Origin of the sequence: Jatrophihabitans sp. (assembly GCA_036389035.1) — a bacterium.
Taxonomy (GTDB): Bacteria; Actinomycetota; Actinomycetes; order Mycobacteriales; family Jatrophihabitantaceae; genus Jatrophihabitans_A.
Window position 1 is genome coordinate 144,178 of record DASVQQ010000002.1, and the last position, 19,087, is coordinate 163,264.

Consider the following 19,087-nt stretch of genomic DNA (forward strand, 5'->3'; position numbering starts at 1 on the left):
AAGCATACACCTGGCGAGGCGGGTTTACGAGGACGAGCCAGGGCCCCAGCGCGGCACGCTCAGTCGCTCATCGAGGAGTTGCTGTCGTCATCGGGATTCGGGCCGTCGCCACCGCCACCGCCACCCTTGTCCCAGCCGCCCATCGCGTCGGCGATCTTGCCGTTGCCCATCAGGTGCTCGAAGGCGTTTCCGCTGCTCTGCCGGACGATCCCGGAGATCACCGCGGCCCGCTGGTGCACCGGGATCTCTGAGATCCAGTCCACGCCGTGCTGGTCGAAGAGCCGCTCCAGGGCCCGGATGATGCGCTGGATGACCAGCGGCTGCAGCCGGTTCTGGCCCTCCTGCGTGCGCCACCAGTCGAAGAGGTCGGAGGCGTTCTTGCTGGAGTTGCAGTTGTTGTGCACCAGCTGCAGGTTGGACACCTCGTGGTATCGCTCCTCGAACTCCTGGTGATCCGTGGCCGGGGCGCAGAACTCCCGCCAGTCGGTGATGTGATCGACGCTCATCGCCTCCAGCACCGCCCACCGGCCGCACAGCTGGCACTGGTAGCCGGGCTCGGCCGGATCACCGAACATCGGGGCGGGCAGCATCACCGACCGGACGGTCGCGGCGACCTCGGCGCGCACCGTGCCGGCCTCGCCATGCCCGCCCCGCAACCAGGGTGGCCGGTGGGCGTACACCGGGATCGGAGCCCCGTGGGCCCGGGGAGCCAGCCCGGTGAAGGTCGGAACCGGCGCCCGCCGGATGGTGGCGTCGGTGAACCGGCTGATCTGTGGGACCGCCGGGTCCGCGAGGGCCCGCGACAGCGCCGGAGCGCCCTGCTGCACGGTGTGGGTGAGTTCGTGGGCCAGCAGGTGCAGGCCGCTGTCGGTGCCGGCGTCGGGGATGCCGTCCCGGAAGTGGATGTCCTGGCCATGGGTGAACGCCACCGCCGACATCGACCGGTTGAGCTCGCGGGACTCGCTGCCGGCGTGCAACCGGACGGCGGACAGGTCCGCGCCCAGGGCTGATTCCAGTTCACCCCGCAGCGCGGCCGGCAGGGCCGAACCACCGGAGGAGGCCGAGGCCAGCTGCTGCGCGGTGTGCTCGGACAGCTCACCGCCCTCGGCGCCGATCGGGTGCTGGTGACCGGCCTGGCGGCGAAGCGCGCCCACCACGTCGCGGCGGACGTCGGGCGCCTCGGCCTCATCATGACGTCGCCGCAGGGTCTGGACCACCGAGTCGGCGACCCGCTCGGCCTCCAGCTCCATCGGGTCACCGACGGCGCCGACAGCCAGTCGCTGCACCGGCAGCGCCAACCCCGGGACCGCGATCGCCGCCGAGCCGGGACGATCGCCCTGCGGCGCAGCGTCCTGCCGCTGACCGTCGGTGTCAGTGGTGGCCGATCGTGGCTTTCGAGCGCGGTGCGGGGCACGCATAGTCGACTCCCAACATAAACTTCACGTGAGGTGTCGAAGCTACCAGGCTTCGGCTCGCCGGCGGCCTGATTCGGTCAAGCCTGCAGCAGCCGCAGCATCTCCTCCAGCTCGAAGAACCGGGCGACCTCCACGGCCGACCGGCCGCCGTGGTGGGGATCGGCCCCGGCTGCCAGCAACGCCTCGACGATGCCGGCGTCCTGGCCGAACACCGCCGCGGCCAGCGCGGTCTGGCCGCGGTCGTTCACCCGGGCGGTGTCAGCGCCCCGGTCCAGCAGCAGCCGGACCGTCTCGGGCTGGCCGTGGTAGGCGGCCAGGATCAGCAGGGAGTCCCCCGCGGCGTTGGTGAGGTTGACCGGCACACCGGCGTCGAGCAGTTCGCCCAGCCGCTCGGTCCGGCCGTGCCGGGCCACATCGAGCACCTCCAGCAGGAAGCCGATCTCCTCATCGCTCAACGCCTCGGGCATGGGCCAAGTCTAGAACGGCCATTCAGCACATCCTTGACTCGATCACGAGGTTAACTTGACTCGATCAAGAATAGGTACGAAGCTGAATTGATGGACTCCTCCGTTGCTCTGCGGCAGGCGGGCCTGCGGGTCACCGCCCAGCGCCGGGCCGTCCTGGGCGCCCTGCAAGGCGCGGCGCATGCCACCGCGGCCGAGATCGCCTCGCGCGTCGCCGGCTTGCCGGTGGAGAGCTTCTCCGAAGTCTCGCGGCAAGGGCTCTACAACGTGCTCGACGATCTGACCCGGGTGGGCCTGGTGCGCCGCATCGAACCAGCCGGGTCGGCAACGCGCTACGAACTGCGGGCCGGCGACAACCATCACCATCTGGTCTGCCGGTCCTGCGGCCGGATCTCCGACGTCGCCTGCGCAGTCGGTCAGGCGCCCTGCCTGGATCTGCCGATCAGCAAGGGCTTCGTGATCGACGAAGCCGAGATCACCTGGTGGGGAGAGTGCATGCACTGCACAACAGCATCCCCGCTCCCACCCGAAGAAGGAGAGATTGCATGACAGACGTGGCCTCACAGGGATCCGTCGAAGGCGACAGCCGACCGATCCTCACCAACCGCCAAGGCCATCCGGTCTTCGACAACCAGAACCAGCGCACCGTCGGCGCCCGCGGCCCGGCGACCCTGGAGAACTACCAGTTCCTGGAGAAGATCAGTCACTTCGACCGCGAACGCATTCCCGAGCGGGTCGTGCACGCCCGCGGCGCCACCGCCTTCGGTTACTTCGAGGCCTACGGCAGCCTGGGCGGCGAGCCGATCGCCGACTTCACCCGGGCGAAGCTCTTTCAGGAGCAGGGGAAGAAGACCGAGCTGGCGATCCGGTTCTCGACGGTGGCAGGCGGCCGGGACTCCTCCGAGCTGGCCCGTGACCCGCGCGGCTTCGCGGTGAAGCTCTACACCGAGGACGGCAACTGGGACCTGGTCGGCAACAACCTCGCGGTCTTCTTCATCCGCGACGCCGTCAAGTTCCCCGACTTCATCCACTCCCAGAAACCCGACCCGGTGAACTTCGAGCGGCAGGTCCCCAACCGGGTCTTCGACTTCATCAGCCAGACCCCCGAATCCATGCACATGCTGACCATGGTGTTCAGCCCGCGCGGCATCCCGGCCTCGTACCGCACCATGCAGGGCTTCGGCGTCAACACCTACAAGTGGGTCAACGCAGCCGGCGACACCAAGCTGGTCAAGTACCACTGGATCCCCAAGCAGGGCGTGAAGTCGCTGACCGCCGAGACCGCTGCCCAGCTGCAGGCCCAGGAACTCGGCTACCACACCAAGGACCTCTACGACGCCATCGAGCGCGGCGAGTACCCGGAGTGGGAGCTGCACGTGCAGCTGATGGACGACCATGACCACCCCGAGCTGGACTGGGATCCCCTCGATGACACCAAGGTCTGGCCGGAGAACGACTTCCCGCTCAAGCCGATCGGCAAGATGGTGCTCAACCGCATTCCGGAGAACTTCTTCGCCGAGAGCGAGCAGATCGCGTTCGGCACCGGCGTGCTGGTCGACGGCCTGGACTTCAGCGACGACAAGATGCTGGTCGGACGGACGTTCAGCTACAGCGACACCCAGCGCTACCGGGTGGGCCCGAATTACCTGCAGTTGCCGGTCAACCAGGCCAAGCACGCCAAGGTGCACACCAACCAGCGTGACGGCCAGATGGCCTACTACCAGGATCAGGCCGGTCAGAACCCGCACGTCAATTACGAGCCCTCGATCACCGGCGGGCTGCGCGAGGCGACCTACCCGAGCCACGACGAGCAGGGCCCTGAGATCGTCGGGCGGTTGACCCGCAAGCGGATTCCGCGCACCGATGACTACCGCCAGGCCGGCGAGCGGTTCCTGCTGTCCGAGCAGTGGGAGCAGGACGACCTGGTGGCGAACCTGGTGGGCGCGCTCAGCCAGTGCGACCGGGCGATCCAGGAGCGGATGGTCTGGCACCTGTTCCTCTGCGAGGACGAGTACGGCCGCCGGGTCGGCGAGGGGCTGGGCATCTCCGCCGACGACGTCCGGCACCTGCCGCCGTTGCAGAGCCAGACGCTGACCGACGCCGAGAAGGAGCGGCTGGCGAACCTGGGCAAGAACGGCTCGCGCGACGTGACCGGGCTGGTCATGACCCACTGCGTGCCGAACGAGCAGGTCACCCTCTAGGGGTCGGCTGCACAGCGGCCGCCCTGACGGTGAAGGGCCGTCCCACGCTCAACGCGCGGGGCGGCCCTTCGGCAGCGCGGGAGTGCTCAGCCGCCGGCCGGGTCGCTGAGGCCGTTCCGGCTGCCGTCGTGGGCTCCGTCGCCCTCGGGAGCACCCTCGCTGGCCCACACCATCCGGTATCGAAGCATCGTGGGATTGAACTTGATGCCGGCCGTGTCAGCCTGCTCGGCCGTCAGCAGGTCGGTGTCCGGATCGCCGTCCGGGTGGCTCAACATCACCTCTTCGGTGTCGATGCTCTCCGGCTCGGCCGTGTATCCGAGTTCGGCCGCCTCGACCCGGCCGGAGTGCAGCCTCGACTCGAGGATGGACAGGTCGCCGTTGAAGGGCACGGATCCCTGGTAGGTCCAGGTCGGTAGATGCGTCATGACGTCACTCTCTCATCCGGCGCCCCTTGCCGCTGCTTGCGGCCCGCCGCTCAGGTCCGGCAGTCCTGCCGAGCAGGTCGGGCCGGCTTGTACGGTGGACTGATGGCGATCAGCAAAGGTGACCGGGTCACCTGGAACACCTCGCAAGGGCTCACCCAGGGACACGCCGTGGAGAAGAAGACGGCGCCGTTCAGCCACGCCGGCCAAAAGTTCAACGCCTCACCGGACGAGCCGTACTGGATCGTCGAGTCGGACAAGTCCGGCGCCACCGCGGCCCACAAGCAGTCCTCGCTGAATCCCGGCTGACCGGCTTGGCGCTGACCGGCTCGGGCGGTGACCCCGGCTCCAGGCGCGCTGGCCCGGCTCAGGCGCTGGCCCCGGCTCAGACGCTGGCCCGCCAGGATTCGGCCGGTGTCCGGAACGAGCGCAGCATCCCGACCGGGTCGCTGCTCTTGGCGATGGTGGTTCCCATCAGCACACCGTCAGCACCTGCCTTGGCCGCGCCTTCGATGTCGCGCCGGCAGCTGAACGCGCTTTCCAGCAGTACCAGCACGTCCTGCGGGGCCATGCTGGCCAGCACCTGGCCATAGCTGGCCGACCGGCCTTCCATCCTCAGCGCCGCGACGCCGTGGCAGTTGATGCTGATGGCGATCGCTCCGAATTCCACAGCCTTTTTCAGCTGCTGGAGGTTGTGCACCCCGATGACCACCTCCAGGCCCAGCTCCTCGGCACGGGCCTTCATCGCGGCGAACAAGGCCGGGTCGATGAAGCTGCTGAGGGTGAGCTGCACCGCGTCGAACCCGGCTTCGAGGGACTCGTCCATCTGATCGACGGCGGCGAAGAACTCCTTACGCATGAAGGGAACCGGGGACAGCTCGCGGATCTTGCGAGCGGTCTCGATGCTGCCGTCGAAGTAAACCGGATCAGTAGGGGTCGACAGGGCGTCCACCCCGCCGCCGACCAGCGCGCAGACGTAGGACTCCAACCGCTCACTGGAGATCAGCTCGCCGTCACGCGGTGAACGGCACTTGACGTCGACCATCAGCGCCGGTGATCCGTCAGATCGAGCCGCGGCCAGCACCTGGTACAGACTGCGGCTCTGCATGCGTTGCCTCCCATGAAGCACCGATCCGCCCAGTGGTCGAGCATCGGTGACGACAAGGGCAAGCCTCGCATTTCTGTGGCCTGGGTCACTTCTTTGTCGCTGCTCTACCCCCTAGCCGCACAGGACGAGCGGAGCAGCGACAGCACGAGCCGAGCAGTGAAACCGCGCCTAGCCGGCCAGCTCCTGAAGCAGGGCGCGGACCCGCCGGTCGATGTCGTCGCGGATCAGGCGCACGTCATCAGGTGGCAGACCGGCCGGATCCTGAAGCTCCCAGTCGAGATAGCGCTTGCCCGGAAAGACCGGGCAGGCGTCTCCGCAGCCCATGGTGACCACCACGTCGGCGGCTTGCACGGCCTGCTCGCTCAGCCGCTGGGGCGAGCGCGCGGACAGGTCGATCCCGATCTCGTCCATGACCTCGAGGACGGCCGGATTGAGCCGGTCGGCCGGGCTCGAACCCGCCGAATGGACCCGCACCCGGCCGGCGGCGTGATGTTCGAGCAGCGCCGCGGCCATCTGCGAACGTCCGGCGTTGTGAACGCAGACGAACAGCACTTCTGGCGTGGCGCTCATCCGGCACTCCTGGCAGTCATCCTGCGGCCCAACCACAGCGACACGTACACCAGCGCCACCAGCACCGGCACCTCGATCAACGGCCCGACCACGCCGGCCAGGGCTTGGCCCGAGGTGACACCGAAGACGCCGATCGAGACGGCGATCGCGAGCTCGAAGTTGTTGCCGGCCGCGGTGAAGGCCAGCGTGGCCGTCTTGGGGTAGCCCAACTTCAATCGGTGACCCAGGGCGAACGAGCCGGCGAACATGATCGCGAAGTACGCCAGCAGCGGCAGCGCGATCCTGGCGACGTCCCACGGCCGGGCGGTGATCGTGTTTCCCTGCAAGGCGAACAGCACCACCACGGTGAACAGCAACCCGTACAGGGCAAGCGGGCCGACCTTGGGCAGGAACCGGGTCTCGAACCACTGCCGGCCCTTGGCGCGCTCCCCCAGCGTTCGGGTCAGGTAACCCGCGGCCAGCGGGATGCCGAGGAACACCAGAACCGACACCACAATGGTGCTGAGCGAGAAGTGCGCCTCGGCGCCCGGCAGACCCAGCCAACCCGGCAACACCCGCAGGTAGAACCAGCCCAGCAGGCCGAAGGCCAGCACCTGGAACGCGGAGTTGATGGCGACCAGCACGGCGGCGGCCTCGCGGTCACCGCAGGACAGGTCGTTCCAGATCAGGACCATCGCGATGCACCGGGCCAGGCCGACGATGATCAGGCCGGTCCGGTAGGCCGGCAGGTCCGGCAGCAGCAACCAGGCCAGGGCGAACATCAGCGCGGGTCCCACAATCCAGTTCAGCGCCAGCGAGCTGACCAGCAGTCGCCGGTCGCCGGTGACCCGGCCGAGCTCGCCGTAGCGCACCTTGGCCAGCACCGGATACATCATCAGCAGCAGGCCGATCGCGATCGGCAGGCTCACCGAGCCGATCTGAACGCTGTCCAGGTGATCGGCCAGCGAGGGCACGGCCCGGCCCGCGCCCAGGCCGAGCGCCATCGCCGCGACGATCCACACCGGCAGAAACCGGTCCAGTATCGACAGCCGGTTCACCACCTGCGCCGAGTCCGGCGGACCCGGAGCCAGGTCGAGGCCACTCATGCGGGCTTGCGGGCCCGTACGAGCGCGGCACGCCTTGGTTCTGCCATGGATCCGGCCTTTCAGATAGATGAAACTCGATGAATGACTATGGTCAACGTATCGATAATTGTCAATGTTTGACATACTCGGGAGCATGACGACTTCGGTACCGCCGCTGGACCTGGCTGACTGCCACAGCCCGGTGACCGGCGGCGTGCTCGGCGTGGCCGAGGCCGAGCGGCTGGCTCGGATCTTCAAGGCACTCGGTGATCCCACCCGGGTACGGCTGCTCTCGCTGATCGCCGCTCATCGGGCGGCGAGGCCTGCATCTGCGACCTGACCGATCCGGTCGGGTTGACCCAGCCGACCGTGTCACACCATATGAGGCAGCTTGTCGACGCCGGCCTGCTCAGCCGCGAGCAGCGTGGCAAGTGGGCTTACTACCGCGTCATCGACAGCGCGCTCGCCGGCCTGGCCGACGCCTTGCGGGCGCCGGTCGCTGACATCACGGCACCGCCGCAGACGCAGCCAGCTGCTTGCGCCAGCGCATGAAAGAGCGGCCATGCCCCAGCGCCAGCACCGCGATCGGCCGGCCACCTCGCCGGTAGACCGCCAGGAAGTCGTAGTCGGCGGCAGAGCCCTCCTCGACCGTGACCGAGTCAGCGCCCGCGGTGCGCCCGGCGAGCTGCACCGTGATCCCGTACTGATCGGACCAGAAGTAGGGCGGGCGGTCCGAAACCTTCTGCTGACCACCGGACAGCAGCGAGCTCGCCGCGATGGCGGCCCGCTCCCGAGCGCCGGTCCAGTGCTCGAGCCGGTGGTGCGCGCCCAGCTCAGGCTCGTACCAGCTGGCGCAGTCACCCACGGCGACGACGTTGGGAAGGCCGGTTGCCCCGTAGGCGTCGCAGCGAACCCCGTTGGCGATGGTCAGGCCCGAACCGGCCAGCCACTCGACGTTGGGTTGGACGCCGACCCCGAGCAGCACCACGTCAGCCGGCACGGTGCGACCGTCGGCGAGCTCCACCGCCTCGACCTGCTGGTGACCGATCAGCCGGCTGACACCGACGCCGCACAGCAGCCGCACGCCGTGAGCGGTGTGCAAACCCGCGACCACCGCACCGAATTCGGTTCCCAGCGCGGCGCTCAGCGGCGTCGGCAAGGCTTCGACGACCGTGACGTCCAGGCCGAGGGCGCGGGCCGTGGCAGCGACCTCGGCGCCGATGAACCCGGCCCCGACGACGACCAGCCGGGCGCCGGGCCGCAACCTGGCGCGCAAGGCCAGCGCGTCGTCGAGGGTGCGCAGCGCCTGGACGCCGTCCGGCAGTTGCGGCCAGGGCAGCCGGGGCCGGGCGCCGGTGGCGATCACCACCGCATCGACTGCCAGTTCGGCGCCGTCGGACAGCGCGACAGTGCCACGGCTCGGGTGCAGGCCGGTGGCAGCGACACCGGTCCGCCAGTCGGCGTCCAGGGTTTCCCCCGCGTTCAGCAGGCCGATCTCGGCCTCGGTTACCTCGCCGGCCAGAAAGGACTTCGACAGCGGCGGCCGATCATAGGGTGGCCTGGTCTCATCGCTGATCAACACCAGGCCGGCGTCGTAGCCCTGCTTGCGCAGCGCCCGGGCCGCCGACAGACCCGCCAACGACCCACCGACGACGGCGACCCGCTTCACGGTCCGGTGGGCAGCGCGGTCCCCGGTTGCTCGGCCGTCGGCTCGCTGGAGACGGTGAGGTAGATGTCGCCGTCGGAGACGCTCACCTGATGGGTGCGCAGCGGCTCGGTGGTCATCGAGCCGTCCGGCTCGCCGGTGCGCAGGTTGAAGATGGCGGAGTGTATGGGGCACTCCACCTCGCAGCCTTCCACCCAGCCGTCGGCCAGCGAGGCCTTCTGATGGGTGCAGGTGTCATCGACGGCGAAGAGCTCGCCGTCCTGGGTGTGAAAGATCGAGATCGCCGGGCTCATCTCCAACCGCAGCACTTCGCCGGCCGGCAGTTCGGCGAGCGAGCAGACTCGGATCATCTTTCCCACCTCAGGTCCTGGGCAGCGAACAGCCACCGCGAGCCTAGATTCCGCTTTGCGCCACACACAACCAAGTACGCACTACGTGATAAGCACCACGTGCGAGCCAGCACGTGACAAGCCCAGCGACCTGCCCACCTCAGAAGCCGGGACGAGCGGCCTGGATCAGGATCACGTCGAGCGTGCGCGGACCGTGCACCCCCTCGACGCGGTTGAGCTCGATGTCGCTGGTCGCGCTGGGACCGCTGATCCAGGTGAGTGGCCGCCCGGAGTCCAGCCGGGCCACCGCCTCGGGCACGCCGGCGACGATCTGATCGCTGGTGAGCACGATGAGGAGGTAGTCCGGCACCAGGCTCAGGGCTCGGCGGCCCTGACCCGGTCCGGAGTCGAGCACGATGGTGCCGGTCTCGGCGATGGCGAGCGTGCCGGTGCACAGCACGCCGTCGATCCCGTCCAGTTGGGCCGGTGTCAGCGCGTCATCGGTGCGGCGCTCGGCGCTGACGGCGCCCAGCCACTCTTCGGGAAAGCCGTCGGGAACCAGCACCGAATCGATGCGGTGCTGACCCAACCGCTGCGCCAGCACGTCCGCGACACCGGCCGGCTCGCTTCGGGTGACGGTGGCGCGGTAATCGACCAGCCGGTCAACCAGCAGCTCCACCAACTCGGCCTGATGCCCGACACCGGCCGGCACGCCCTCGCCCGCGGCCGTCGCGCCGGCCCGGCGGTAGCGCCGCGGGATCGCCGCGGCGCCGGAGATCTCGCCAGGCGCCTCGCCGCGAGCCCGGCCCAGGGCGGTGCTGATCCTGGCCAGCACCTCGTCGCGGGCCGTCATCACTGCTCGGCCCACCAATCGCGGAACGACTGCGCCGGCGGGGCCGGCAGGTCCCGGGAGCTGACCCAGGCCGACAGCGGCGGCGGCAGCAGCCGGCGGCCGGCCGCGGACCTGCTGAGCCGGGACAGCCGAGCCAGCCGGCCCAGCCGGGCGGCCCGCAGCAACCACGTCCAGCGCCGGTGACCCCGCATCGCCCAGGACGCTGCCGCCATGCCTGCCGACTCGGGAGTGGGCAGCCGATGGCTGGTGGCCTTGTCCTGGTTGACCCGCTCGCGCAGGTGCACCAGCATCTTCGGGATGTCGATGGCCACCGGGCAGACGTCGTAACACGCCCCGCACAGCGTGGAGGCGAACGGCAGGCTCGGGTTGTCGGCCACCCCGGTGAGCTGCGGGGACAGCACCGCTCCGATCGGGCCGGGATACACCGAGCCGTAGGCGTGGCCGCCGGTGCGCTCGTAGACCGGGCAGACGTTCAGGCACGCCGAGCACCGGATGCATCGCAGGGCGGCACGCCCCCGCTCGTCGGCCAGCGTCGCGGTGCGGCCGTTGTCCAGCAGCACCAGGTGGAACTCCTGGGGCCCGTCGCCGGGATGCACCCCGGTCCACATCGAGGTGTAGGGGTTCATCCGCTCACCGGTGGAGGAGCGGGGCAACAACTGCAGGAACACCTCCAGATCGGTGAAGCTGGGCAGCAGCTTCTCGATGCCCATCACGGTGATCAGGGTGTCGGGCAGCGTCAGGCACATCCGGCCGTTGCCTTCGGACTCGACGACCATCAGGGTGCCGGTGTCGGCGATCGCGAAGTTGGCGCCGCTGATCGCCACCTTGGTGGTCAGGAACTTCTCGCGCAGGTAGCGGCGGGCAGCTTCGGCCAGCGCGGCCGGGTCATCGGTCAGGCCGCAGTCGACACCGGCCATCTCGGACAGGAAGATGTCGCGGATCTCGGTCCGGTTCCGGTGGATCGCGGGGACCAGGATGTGGCTCGGCCGGTCATCGCCCAGCTGCACGATCAGCTCGGCCAGGTCGGTCTCGAACGCGAGGATGCCGGCTTCTTCCAGCGCCTGGTTCAGGCCGATCTCCTGGGTGGCCATCGACTTGACCTTCACGACCTCGCGCGAGCCTGTGGCCGCGACCAGTTCGGTGACGATCCGGTTCGCCTCGTTGGCGTCACGCGCCCAGTGCACCACCCCGCCCCGCTCGGTGACGCGCGCCTCGAGCTGCACCAGGTAGCTGTCCAGGTGAGCCAGCACGTCGTCCTTGACCGCCGCGGCGGCGGCCCGCAACTCCTGCCAGTCCGGCACTTCCGCCACCACCGCGGCCCGCTTGGCGCGGATGGTGCTGGTGGCGTTGGCCAGGTTGCGTCGGAGCTGGCCGTTGGCCAGCGCCGTCTCGGCCGCGTCCGGAAACGACTCGTCACCGCGCAGTTGGCCCACGCCGGGTGGGGCGGTCGGCATCCCCAGATACGTCTTGCCGGCGACCGTCATACCAGCGCCGGCTCTGACCGGGTGCTGGCCAGGATCTGCGCCAGGTGCAGGGTGCGGGCGCCGACGTGCAACCGGGACAGCCCGCCGCCGATGTGCATCAGGCACGAGGAGTCCCCTGCCGAGCACACCGTCGCGCCGCTGGCCTGGACGGCCGCCACCTTGTCGGCCAGCATCGCCGAGGACACCGCGCTGTTCTTCATGGCGAAGGTCCCTCCGAAGCCGCAGCAGGAGTCCGCGGCGGCCAGTTCGACGAGTTCGATGTCCTGGACGGCGCGCAGCAGGGCCATCGGCCGGTCACCGACCCGCAGCAGCCGCAACGAGTGGCAGGTCGGGTGGTAGGTGACCCGGTGCGCGAAGTGCGCGCCCACATCGGTGACACCGGTGACGTCGACCAGGAACTCCGACAGCTCGTAGGTCCGCGCCGCGACCGCCTCGGCGGCGACGGCCAGCGCTTCGTCGCCGAACCGGCGGGCGGTGTCGGCGTGCTGGTGCCGGATCGAGCCGGTGCACGACCCGCTCGGCGCCACGATCGCCTCGAAGTCGGCGAACACCCGCGCCTGGCGACGGATCAGCGGCAGCGCCGCAGCCGAGTAACCGGTGTTCAGGTGCATCTGACCGCAGCAGGACTGCTCCCGCGGAAAGACCACCTCGTGTCCCAACCGCCTCAGCAGTCGCACCGTCGCCCGGGCGACGTCGGGAAACAGACCGTCCACCAAGCAGGTCGCGAACAGTGCGACTCTCATCGACGGCCTTTCTTCCGAAGCCTGCCCGTACGAGCCGGGACGATACCTCGGCCTGCTTCAGCGGCTACCCCATCGCCCGCTGCACCGGCCTTCGATTTGCGGGCTTCGGCTGGTTGCGATCGTCTACTTCTGGGGGTTCCCATTTTGCTGCCGAGTGCCTAGATTGACGCCTATTACGGGTGCCCTCAGCGTGCCCGAAGGAAGGACCCAACCACATGCGCAGATCCCGGATCATCGTCGCGGCAGCGGCCGCGGCCCTGGCCATACCCGCCTTGGCGATCAGCACCGCAGGTGCCACCCCCCAGGGCGCCAACCAGCAGTCCACCCAGGGCGCGAGCACGGCCTACGTAGTACTCACTGAGGCCGGCGGCACCGCCCAGGCGCTGGCCGAACAGCTCCAGGCCAGCGGCGCGACCGTCACCTCGGTGAACCAGGCGATCGGTCTGCTCACGGTCACCTCGACCGACACCGCCTTCGCCTCCCGCACCCGCGGGCTCGCGGGCGTCGACGGCGTCGCGAAGGACCACTCGATCGGCGCCGCTCCCAAGAAGACCGTCCGTGACGCGGTCGAGAACGAGGCTCGGTTGTCAGGCGGCGCCAACAATGCGCCCACCTCCAAGCCGGTCAAGGCCGGCGACCCGCTCGATCACCTGCTGTGGGGCATGGACATGATCAACGCCCCTGAAGCGCACGCCATCGAGCGTGGTGACCACCGGGTCACCGTCGGCATCCTGGACACCGGCGTGGATGGCTCCCACCCCGATCTGCACTCCAACTTCAGCAAGAAGCTGTCGCGCAACTTCACCACCGACATGACCGACGTCGACGGCCCGTGCGAGTTCGCCAACTGCGTCGACCCGGCGAGCTGGGACGACAACGGACACGGCACCCACACCGCCGGCACCATTGCCGCCGCGCTCAACGGCATGGGTCTGAGCGGCGTCGCGCCCAAGGCCACGCTGGTCAACATCCGTGGCGCGCAGGACAGCGGCTACTTCTTCCTCGGCCCGGTCACCAACGCCCTCACCTACGCCGGCGACGTCGGCCTGGACGTGGTGAACATGTCGTTCTACCTCGACCCGTGGCTCTACAACTGCGCCGGCGGAGCGCCGGAGGACAGCGCCGCCTCGGGGGCCGAGCAGGACGTGATCCTCGAGGGGATGACCCGCGCGCTCAACTACGCCAACGCCCACAACGTGACGCTGGTCGGCTCGCTGGGCAACAACCACGAGGACCTGGCCAACCCGCGGCACGACCACTCCAGCCCGGACTACGGCGCGGACCCCTACGAGCGCACCATCGACAACGACACCTGCCGGGTCCTGCCGATCGAGGGACCGCACGTCCTCGGCGTCTCCTCGCTCGGCCCGTCGGGCAAGAAGGCCGACTACTCCAACTACACCACCGACCTCACCTCCGGTGAGATCGAGTTCTCCGCTCCCGGTGGCTGGTTCCGCGATGGCTTCGGCACGCCGAGCTACCGCACGAACGAGAACCTGATCCTGTCCACGGCGCCGCTCAACGTGATGCAGGCTGACGGCTACGTCGACGAGTCCGGCAACATCACCCCGGCCGGCGTCACCGCAGGCGTCCAGAAGGACTGCAACGACGAGGGCGAGTGCGGCTACTACCAGTACCTGCAGGGCACCTCGATGGCATCGCCGCACGCCGCCGGTGTCGCCGCTCTGGCGGTCAGCGCCCACGGCTACCGGGACACCACCCCGAAGCGTGGGTTGACCATGGAGCCGGCCGCAGTGGCGGCTCTGATGGCCGCGACCGCGATCGATCACGCCTGCCCCGCGGGTGGCGTGCAGTCCTACACCCAAGAGGGACGCTCCGCGGAGTTCACCGCCACCTGCGTCGGAACCCCTGAGTTCAACGGGTTCTACGGCGCCGGCATCGTCAACGCTCTGGGGGTTGTTCAGTAGTCCTCAAGGTGAATCTCGTTAGTACGAACGAGAATTCGCAGTAGTACAAATTCGCAGTAGTACAACGGTGCGGCGGTGACCTCAGGTCACCGCCGCATCTGTTTGTGGTTTTGCCGGTAGCGCCGGACCCAGGCCTGATTGACCTGATCCGCTTGCCTGACGTGGGGTGATCGGGGCCGCCAGTCGGAGGGCGCTCGGACCTCCAACCGGTCCAGGATCGCCAGGACGGTACCGCCTGGGTTATCGACAAGGTCCTCATAGCGCACCACGTGCGGCTGCACTCCCTGCCGCGAGAACCATGCGAGCCAGGCAGCGTTGTGCTCGCGGATGGTCCGGATGAGCTCGTCGATCTGGCCGAGATCCAGGTTCGGCTCGGCCTGAGCGGTGTCGCCCTGTTGCCAGTGGCCGGTCTGCTCCGCACGCGCCCACGACACCGCTTGACCGATGACATCGTCGCGCCGCAAATGGACGAAGAGCAGCGGCCCGAAAGCGTCGCTGAGGACGTCGGAGTCAGGCCGGCAAGGCGACGAGCGGGTGAGACCCTCGACGATCACGCTTACGGTTCCCCACATGATGCGGGCTGCGAAGACTCCGTTCGGACTGGTGCCAGCCCGGACAGCGCCTTCCACCAGGCGGCGATAGTCGAAGGATCCGTCGCCCGACACCGGCACCTTGAGACGCCTGGCCCAGTCCTGCTGATCCGGCTCCCTGAAGTAGGACTCGGGATAACCGGCCACGCCCGTCGAGGCAAGCAGGTCGCACAGGTAGGTGCTGCCGGTGCGCGGCGTGCCGCACACCAGATAGGACCTCAGCCTTGGCATGTCCTCACGCTAGGACCTCGTTACTGAGCCGACGAGGAGACTTGAACTCCTAACCGCCCGATTACAAGTCGGGTGCGCTACCAGTTGCGCCACGCCGGCCGGCGCGGACAACCGCCCGCGAGCCTTGACCATCCTAGTCCGGGAGTTCCGGGTCGGCCGAGCGCGGCCAGGGCTGGAAAGCACCGCTTCCGCGCCCCCCGACCGGCAGCTGCCCGAGCCGGCCGGGTACGAATGTCCTCGACACCCGAGGAGTAGCGGATGACCCGAGCGCACCGCCCCAAGGCCGGCTTCTGGATCAGGCTCTGCGTCCTGATCCTCTACCCGCTCGACTCGCTGCTGTTCAAGATCCGCTGGCACCACCTGGATCGGATACCCGCGCACGGCGGGGTCCTGATCGCGGTCAACCACATCTCCCAGGCCGACACCGCGACGATGGCCCGGATGATCTGGCAGTCCGGCCGGATTCCGCGCTTCCTGATCAAGTCGAGCGTGTTCGGCTGGCCCATCGTGGGACGGACCATGGCCGGCGCCGGGCAGATTCCGGTCCATCGCTCCAGCGGCCAGGCCGCCGACTCGCTCCAGGCGGCCGAGCAGGCGTTGCGCGACGGCGAGTGCGTGATCATCTACCCCGAGGGCACCATCACCGCCGACCCGGACTACTGGCCGATGCAGGCCAAGACCGGGGTAGCCAGGCTCGCCCTGGCCTGCCCGGACGTCCCGGTCATACCGATCGGCCAGTGGGGAGCGCACCGGACGCTCGGCCGCGGCGGACGGTTCCGGCCGTTTCCCCGGCACCGGCACGAAGCCAGCGTCGGCGAGCCGGTGGAGCTGAGCAAGTACCACGACGCCGAGCCGACCGCTGAGGTGTTGCGGGCGGTGACCGACGAGATCATGGCCGCCGTGACAGCGCAGGTGGAGCGACTGCGCGCGGCCGAAGCGGGAAATTCGCTCGCCTGATACGCCTGGGCCCGCCAGGATCAGGCGATGCCTCACCTGGTTTCGCCCAGCGCCGCACTGGCGCCGTCGTTTCGATCCGCGATGGCCGACTTCGCCGCCGAGAGCCGCGGCGGCCCGCAGGACGACTCCGCGCTCGGCCGCCACCTGACCGGCTTCGCCGCGCAGTGGCACACCCCGGAGGGTTTCGAGCGGTACCTGGCCGCGGTGCGCCGCGAGGGCGACACCTCAGTGCCACCGCCACCGAACTGGGTGCACAGCAGCACCTACTGGTGGGCCGAGGGCTCGCATTTTCTGGGCAGCATCCGGATCCGGCATGAACTGACCCCGCTCTTGCTCGAGTCTGCCGGGCACATCGGCTACGACATCGCGCCCCGAGCCCGCCGGCGCGGTCATGGCACCGCGATGTTGCGGGCCGCGCTGCCGATCGCGGCCGGTATGGGGATCGAGCAGGCGCTGATCACCTGCGACGTGGACAACCTCGGCTCCCGCAAGGTGATCCTGGCCAACGGGGGCGTGCTGGAGGACGAGCGAGCCGGCAAGCTGCGGTTCTGGGTGCCCACCCGCCCTGCTGAGCATCGGGCGGGCTGAGCATCGCGCCGGGCTGAGCATCGCGCGGGCTCCTGGGCGATGCGTATCGATTTCGGTCGCCCAGGCGATCCAAACTGATACGGGTCCGCCGGCGAGCGCAGCCGCGGGCGGCCACCGGAGGTCAACCGGTGCCGCCCGCGGATCTCACGGTGGTTCAGTGCTACCGGCTCGGTGCGAGCCGATCAGTGCCGGGTCGGCTCAGTGCGGGTTGGTGGCCAACGCCTTCAACTGGGTGTAGCTGCCGTTGAACCTGTTCTGGTCACCTGGGTAGATGCCGGAGTCGGCGTACTGCCAGATCGTCCAGGTGTAACTGCCGGCCGGCGCGGTGGGCGGGGTCGAGCTGTACCTGGCGATCCAGAACGGGTTGGTGGCCGCGAACGCGCTGGAGTTGCCGGTGCAGGTGGTCCACCAGTCGATGGTCGTGTAGATCATCGGGTACTTGTTGGTCCGGTAGTGCACCCGGTCGGAGAAGGCTCTGATCCAGCTGACCATCGAGGCCTGGGACAGCCCGTAGCAGGTCGAGCCGTAGGGGTTGTACTCGATGTCCAGCGCGGGCGGCATGGTCCTGCCGTCGCCGGACCAGCCGCCGCCGTTGTTGACGAAGAAGTCGGCCTGGGCGAGCCCGCTGGAGTTGTTCGGGAGCGCGAAGTGGTAGGCGCCGCGGATCATGCCCACGTTGTAGGAGCCGTTGTACTGCTGGGCGAAGTAGGGGTTGCGGTAGCTGGTGCCCTCGGTCGCCTTGACGTAGGCGAACCGGGCGCCGTTGTTGTAGGCGGTCGACCAGGCGACGTTGCCCTGATGACCGGAGACGTCCATGCCGTTGACGTAGGTGGCCGCGCTCGCCTGGGATGCGCCCAGGGTGAGGGCAGCGACCATTCCCGCGCCGAGGGTCACAGCAGCCACAGCGGCGCCGAGCATGGTGCGTACCCGGCCGGCACGCGGCGGTACTCCGAACATAGTGTCTCCTTCTCACGGGGAACGGCTGACGCCGCCTCTCCCAATAAGGACATACCTCTGCCCAACTGGCAACTTGGGCGAATCATGCCGAATTCACTTCGACCCTGAGGCGCCGTCCTAGCGTTGCCCGCACCGCCCACGGAGCGGCTGCCTTGACTGCCGAGCCGGCACCTGCACTAATGAGGTGTCCAGACCGCTATGCCGGTCGGGGTCGCCGCCTTCGATCGGTGGAGGCGGACCACCGGCGCCGACCGGAATGCCGTGAGGCTCGCGCACCCGCGAGAGCCCGTACCCGGTGCGGTCACACATCACCGAGAGGATTTAGGCATGGCCGAAGTTCAGTACGTGGAAGCCTCGCGTATCTACCCCGGAAACCCGATCCCCGCAGTCAACCGGCTCAATCTCGATGTCGCCGACGGCGAATTCGTCGTCCTGGTCGGCCCGTCCGGATCAGGCAAGTCGACCGCCCTGCGGATGCTCGCCGGCCTCGAGGACGTCGACCAGGGTGAGATCAGGATCGGCGGCGTCGACGTCTCGCAGAAGCCGCCGAAGGACCGCGACATCGCGATGGTGTTCCAGAACTACGCCCTCTACCCGCACATGTCGGTCGCCGAGAACATGGGTTTCGCCTTGAAGCTCAAGGGTGTCTCCAAGGAGGAGCGGGCCTCGAAGGTGCTGGCCGCCGCGAAGCTGCTCGACCTGGAGAGGTACCTGGACCGCAAGCCCAAGGCGCTGTCCGGCGGTCAGCGGCAGCGGGTCGCGATGGGACGCGCGATCGTGCGCGAGCCCAGCGTGTTCCTGATGGACGAGCCGCTGTCCAACCTCGACGCCAAGCTGCGGGTGGAGACCCGCGCCAACATCGCGGCGCTGCAGGCCCGGCTCGGCACCACCACGATCTACGTCACCCACGACCAGGTCGAGGCCATGACGATGGGTGACCGGGTGGCGCTGCTCAAGGACGGCATCCTGCAGCAGGTCGACACCCCTCGCAACCTCTATGACCACCCCGGCAACGCCTTCGTCGCAGGCTTCATCGGCTCGCCCGCGATGAACCTGGTCAAGGTGCCGTTCAACGAGAGCGGCGCCCAGTTGGGTGGCCTGAACATCCCCATCCAGCCGGACGCCGCGGCCGCCGCCCGCTCCGCCGGTCTGAAGGAGATCATCCTCGGAATCCGTCCGGAGTCCTTCCACGCCTCCGAGTCGGGCCAGGGCCTCAAGCTCAAGGCGACCCTGGTCGAGGAGCTCGGCGCCGACGCCTTCGTCTACGGCGAGCTGCCCGGCACCAAGACCCACGACGTGGGTGACGACGGCGGCGCCAAGCCGTTCACCGTCCGCTTCGACGGCCGGGTGCCACCCAAGATCGGCAACGAGATCAACCTCGAAGTCCGCACCGAGGAGACCCACGCGTTCAACCCGGAGAGCGGCGAGCGCCTCGGCGCGTAAGCCCGGCCAGTAGCGCAGCGGGGGACGTCGGCTCGCCGCCGGCGTCCCCCGCTGACTGCTCAGCCCGACTCGGC

The 19,087-nt window shown here is 68.9% G+C and carries 21 protein-coding genes and 1 tRNA gene; 8 read left to right on the forward strand and 14 right to left on the reverse strand.

Features of this window, described 5'->3' with window-relative positions; translation table 11 throughout:
- Positions 1-59 precede the first annotated feature (59 nt).
- Together VF557_01450 and VF557_01455 are read right to left on the reverse strand one after the other, a co-directional pair.
- On the reverse strand, positions 60-1,418 hold the full coding sequence (locus tag VF557_01450) for a DUF4157 domain-containing protein (protein HEX8078854.1): 1,359 nt from the start codon (positions 1,416-1,418) through the stop codon (positions 60-62).
- A 74-nt stretch (positions 1,419-1,492) separates the two neighbouring features.
- Positions 1,493-1,882 (reverse strand): ankyrin repeat domain-containing protein, encoded by a 390-nt coding sequence (locus VF557_01455; protein ID HEX8078855.1) that lies wholly within the window; start codon positions 1,880-1,882, stop codon positions 1,493-1,495.
- A gap of 90 nt (positions 1,883-1,972) precedes the next feature.
- Between VF557_01455 and VF557_01460 the strand changes: the two genes are divergently transcribed.
- Both VF557_01460 and VF557_01465 read left to right on the forward strand, forming a co-directional pair.
- Entirely contained in the window at positions 1,973-2,428 is a 456-nt protein-coding gene (locus VF557_01460) for a transcriptional repressor (GenBank protein HEX8078856.1), read from the forward strand.
- The gene (locus tag VF557_01465; protein ID HEX8078857.1) at positions 2,425-4,080 is read left to right on the forward strand and encodes a catalase; all 1,656 of its coding nucleotides are present in this window, start codon (positions 2,425-2,427) and stop codon (positions 4,078-4,080) included. Before VF557_01460 ends, VF557_01465 begins: the two co-directional genes overlap by 4 nt.
- Positions 4,081-4,166: 86 nt before the next feature.
- Here VF557_01465 and VF557_01470 read toward each other — a convergent pair whose 3' ends face one another.
- Positions 4,167-4,505: a hypothetical protein gene (locus VF557_01470; GenBank protein HEX8078858.1), complete on the reverse strand. Its 339-nt coding sequence runs from the start codon at positions 4,503-4,505 to the stop codon at positions 4,167-4,169.
- 102 nt (positions 4,506-4,607) lie between these two features.
- Here VF557_01470 and VF557_01475 point away from each other — a divergent pair, with 102 nt between their 5' ends.
- The gene (locus tag VF557_01475) at positions 4,608-4,811 is read left to right on the forward strand and encodes a DUF2945 domain-containing protein (protein ID HEX8078859.1); all 204 of its coding nucleotides are present in this window, start codon (positions 4,608-4,610) and stop codon (positions 4,809-4,811) included.
- Between the two features lie 76 nt (positions 4,812-4,887).
- Here VF557_01475 and VF557_01480 read toward each other — a convergent pair whose 3' ends face one another.
- The 3 genes from VF557_01480 to arsB all read right to left on the reverse strand — a co-directional run bounded on the left by VF557_01480 (position 4,888) and on the right by arsB (position 7,265).
- On the reverse strand, positions 4,888-5,610 hold the full coding sequence (locus tag VF557_01480) for a hypothetical protein (GenBank protein ID HEX8078860.1): 723 nt from the start codon (positions 5,608-5,610) through the stop codon (positions 4,888-4,890).
- Between the two features lie 168 nt (positions 5,611-5,778).
- Complete coding sequence (locus VF557_01485; protein HEX8078861.1) at positions 5,779-6,180, reverse strand: arsenate reductase ArsC; 402 nt, start codon at positions 6,178-6,180, stop codon at positions 5,779-5,781.
- A complete protein-coding gene (gene arsB, locus VF557_01490) occupies positions 6,177-7,265 on the reverse strand; it encodes an ACR3 family arsenite efflux transporter (protein HEX8078862.1) in 1,089 nt (362 codons plus the stop codon). The genes VF557_01485 and arsB overlap by 4 nt, the downstream gene beginning before the upstream one ends.
- 133 nt (positions 7,266-7,398) lie before the next feature.
- Here arsB and VF557_01495 point away from each other — a divergent pair, with 133 nt between their 5' ends.
- Positions 7,399-7,584 carry a hypothetical protein gene (locus VF557_01495; protein HEX8078863.1) on the forward strand — a complete coding sequence of 62 codons (186 nt, stop codon included), beginning with the start codon at positions 7,399-7,401 and terminating at the stop codon, positions 7,582-7,584.
- Positions 7,585-7,749: 165 nt separating this feature from the next.
- Here the strand turns inward: VF557_01495 and VF557_01500 are convergent, their stop codons facing one another.
- The 5 genes from VF557_01500 to VF557_01520 all read right to left on the reverse strand — a co-directional run bounded on the left by VF557_01500 (position 7,750) and on the right by VF557_01520 (position 12,319).
- Positions 7,750-8,913, reverse strand: a complete 1,164-nt coding sequence (locus VF557_01500) for an FAD/NAD(P)-binding oxidoreductase (GenBank protein HEX8078864.1) — start codon at positions 8,911-8,913, stop codon at positions 7,750-7,752.
- The gene (locus tag VF557_01505) at positions 8,910-9,260 is read right to left on the reverse strand and encodes a bifunctional 3-phenylpropionate/cinnamic acid dioxygenase ferredoxin subunit (GenBank protein HEX8078865.1); all 351 of its coding nucleotides are present in this window, start codon (positions 9,258-9,260) and stop codon (positions 8,910-8,912) included. The genes VF557_01500 and VF557_01505 overlap by 4 nt, the downstream gene beginning before the upstream one ends.
- A 139-nt stretch (positions 9,261-9,399) precedes the next feature.
- Complete coding sequence (locus VF557_01510; GenBank protein HEX8078866.1) at positions 9,400-10,092, reverse strand: LUD domain-containing protein; 693 nt, start codon at positions 10,090-10,092, stop codon at positions 9,400-9,402.
- On the reverse strand, positions 10,092-11,576 hold the full coding sequence (locus tag VF557_01515) for a LutB/LldF family L-lactate oxidation iron-sulfur protein (GenBank protein ID HEX8078867.1): 1,485 nt from the start codon (positions 11,574-11,576) through the stop codon (positions 10,092-10,094). Before VF557_01515 ends, VF557_01510 begins: the two co-directional genes overlap by 1 nt.
- Positions 11,573-12,319, reverse strand: coding sequence for a (Fe-S)-binding protein (locus VF557_01520; GenBank protein HEX8078868.1), 747 nt, complete (start codon positions 12,317-12,319; stop codon positions 11,573-11,575). Before VF557_01520 ends, VF557_01515 begins: the two co-directional genes overlap by 4 nt.
- A 215-nt stretch (positions 12,320-12,534) precedes the next feature.
- On the opposite strand from VF557_01520, the gene VF557_01525 reads away from it, so the two are divergent.
- Positions 12,535-14,247: a S8 family serine peptidase gene (locus tag VF557_01525; GenBank protein HEX8078869.1), complete on the forward strand. Its 1,713-nt coding sequence runs from the start codon at positions 12,535-12,537 to the stop codon at positions 14,245-14,247.
- 86 nt (positions 14,248-14,333) lie between these two features.
- Here VF557_01525 and VF557_01530 read toward each other — a convergent pair whose 3' ends face one another.
- Positions 14,334-15,044, reverse strand: coding sequence for a Stf0 family sulfotransferase (locus tag VF557_01530; GenBank protein HEX8078870.1), 711 nt, complete (start codon positions 15,042-15,044; stop codon positions 14,334-14,336).
- A 50-nt stretch (positions 15,045-15,094) separates the two neighbouring features.
- A tRNA-Thr gene (locus tag VF557_01535) sits at positions 15,095-15,167 on the reverse strand.
- Positions 15,168-15,326: 159 nt separating this feature from the next.
- Here VF557_01535 and VF557_01540 point away from each other — a divergent pair.
- Both VF557_01540 and VF557_01545 read left to right on the forward strand, forming a co-directional pair.
- Positions 15,327-16,025, forward strand: coding sequence for a lysophospholipid acyltransferase family protein (locus VF557_01540; GenBank protein ID HEX8078871.1), 699 nt, complete (start codon positions 15,327-15,329; stop codon positions 16,023-16,025).
- A gap of 27 nt (positions 16,026-16,052) precedes the next feature.
- Complete coding sequence (locus VF557_01545) at positions 16,053-16,613, forward strand: GNAT family N-acetyltransferase (protein HEX8078872.1); 561 nt, start codon at positions 16,053-16,055, stop codon at positions 16,611-16,613.
- Positions 16,614-16,811: 198 nt separating this feature from the next.
- Here VF557_01545 and VF557_01550 read toward each other — a convergent pair whose 3' ends face one another.
- Positions 16,812-17,570, reverse strand: a complete 759-nt coding sequence (locus tag VF557_01550; protein ID HEX8078873.1) for a lysozyme — start codon at positions 17,568-17,570, stop codon at positions 16,812-16,814.
- Between the two features lie 327 nt (positions 17,571-17,897).
- Here VF557_01550 and ugpC point away from each other — a divergent pair, with 327 nt between their 5' ends.
- Positions 17,898-19,013: a sn-glycerol-3-phosphate ABC transporter ATP-binding protein UgpC gene (gene ugpC / locus VF557_01555; GenBank protein ID HEX8078874.1), complete on the forward strand. Its 1,116-nt coding sequence runs from the start codon at positions 17,898-17,900 to the stop codon at positions 19,011-19,013.
- The last annotated feature ends 74 nt before the right edge of the window (positions 19,014-19,087 follow it).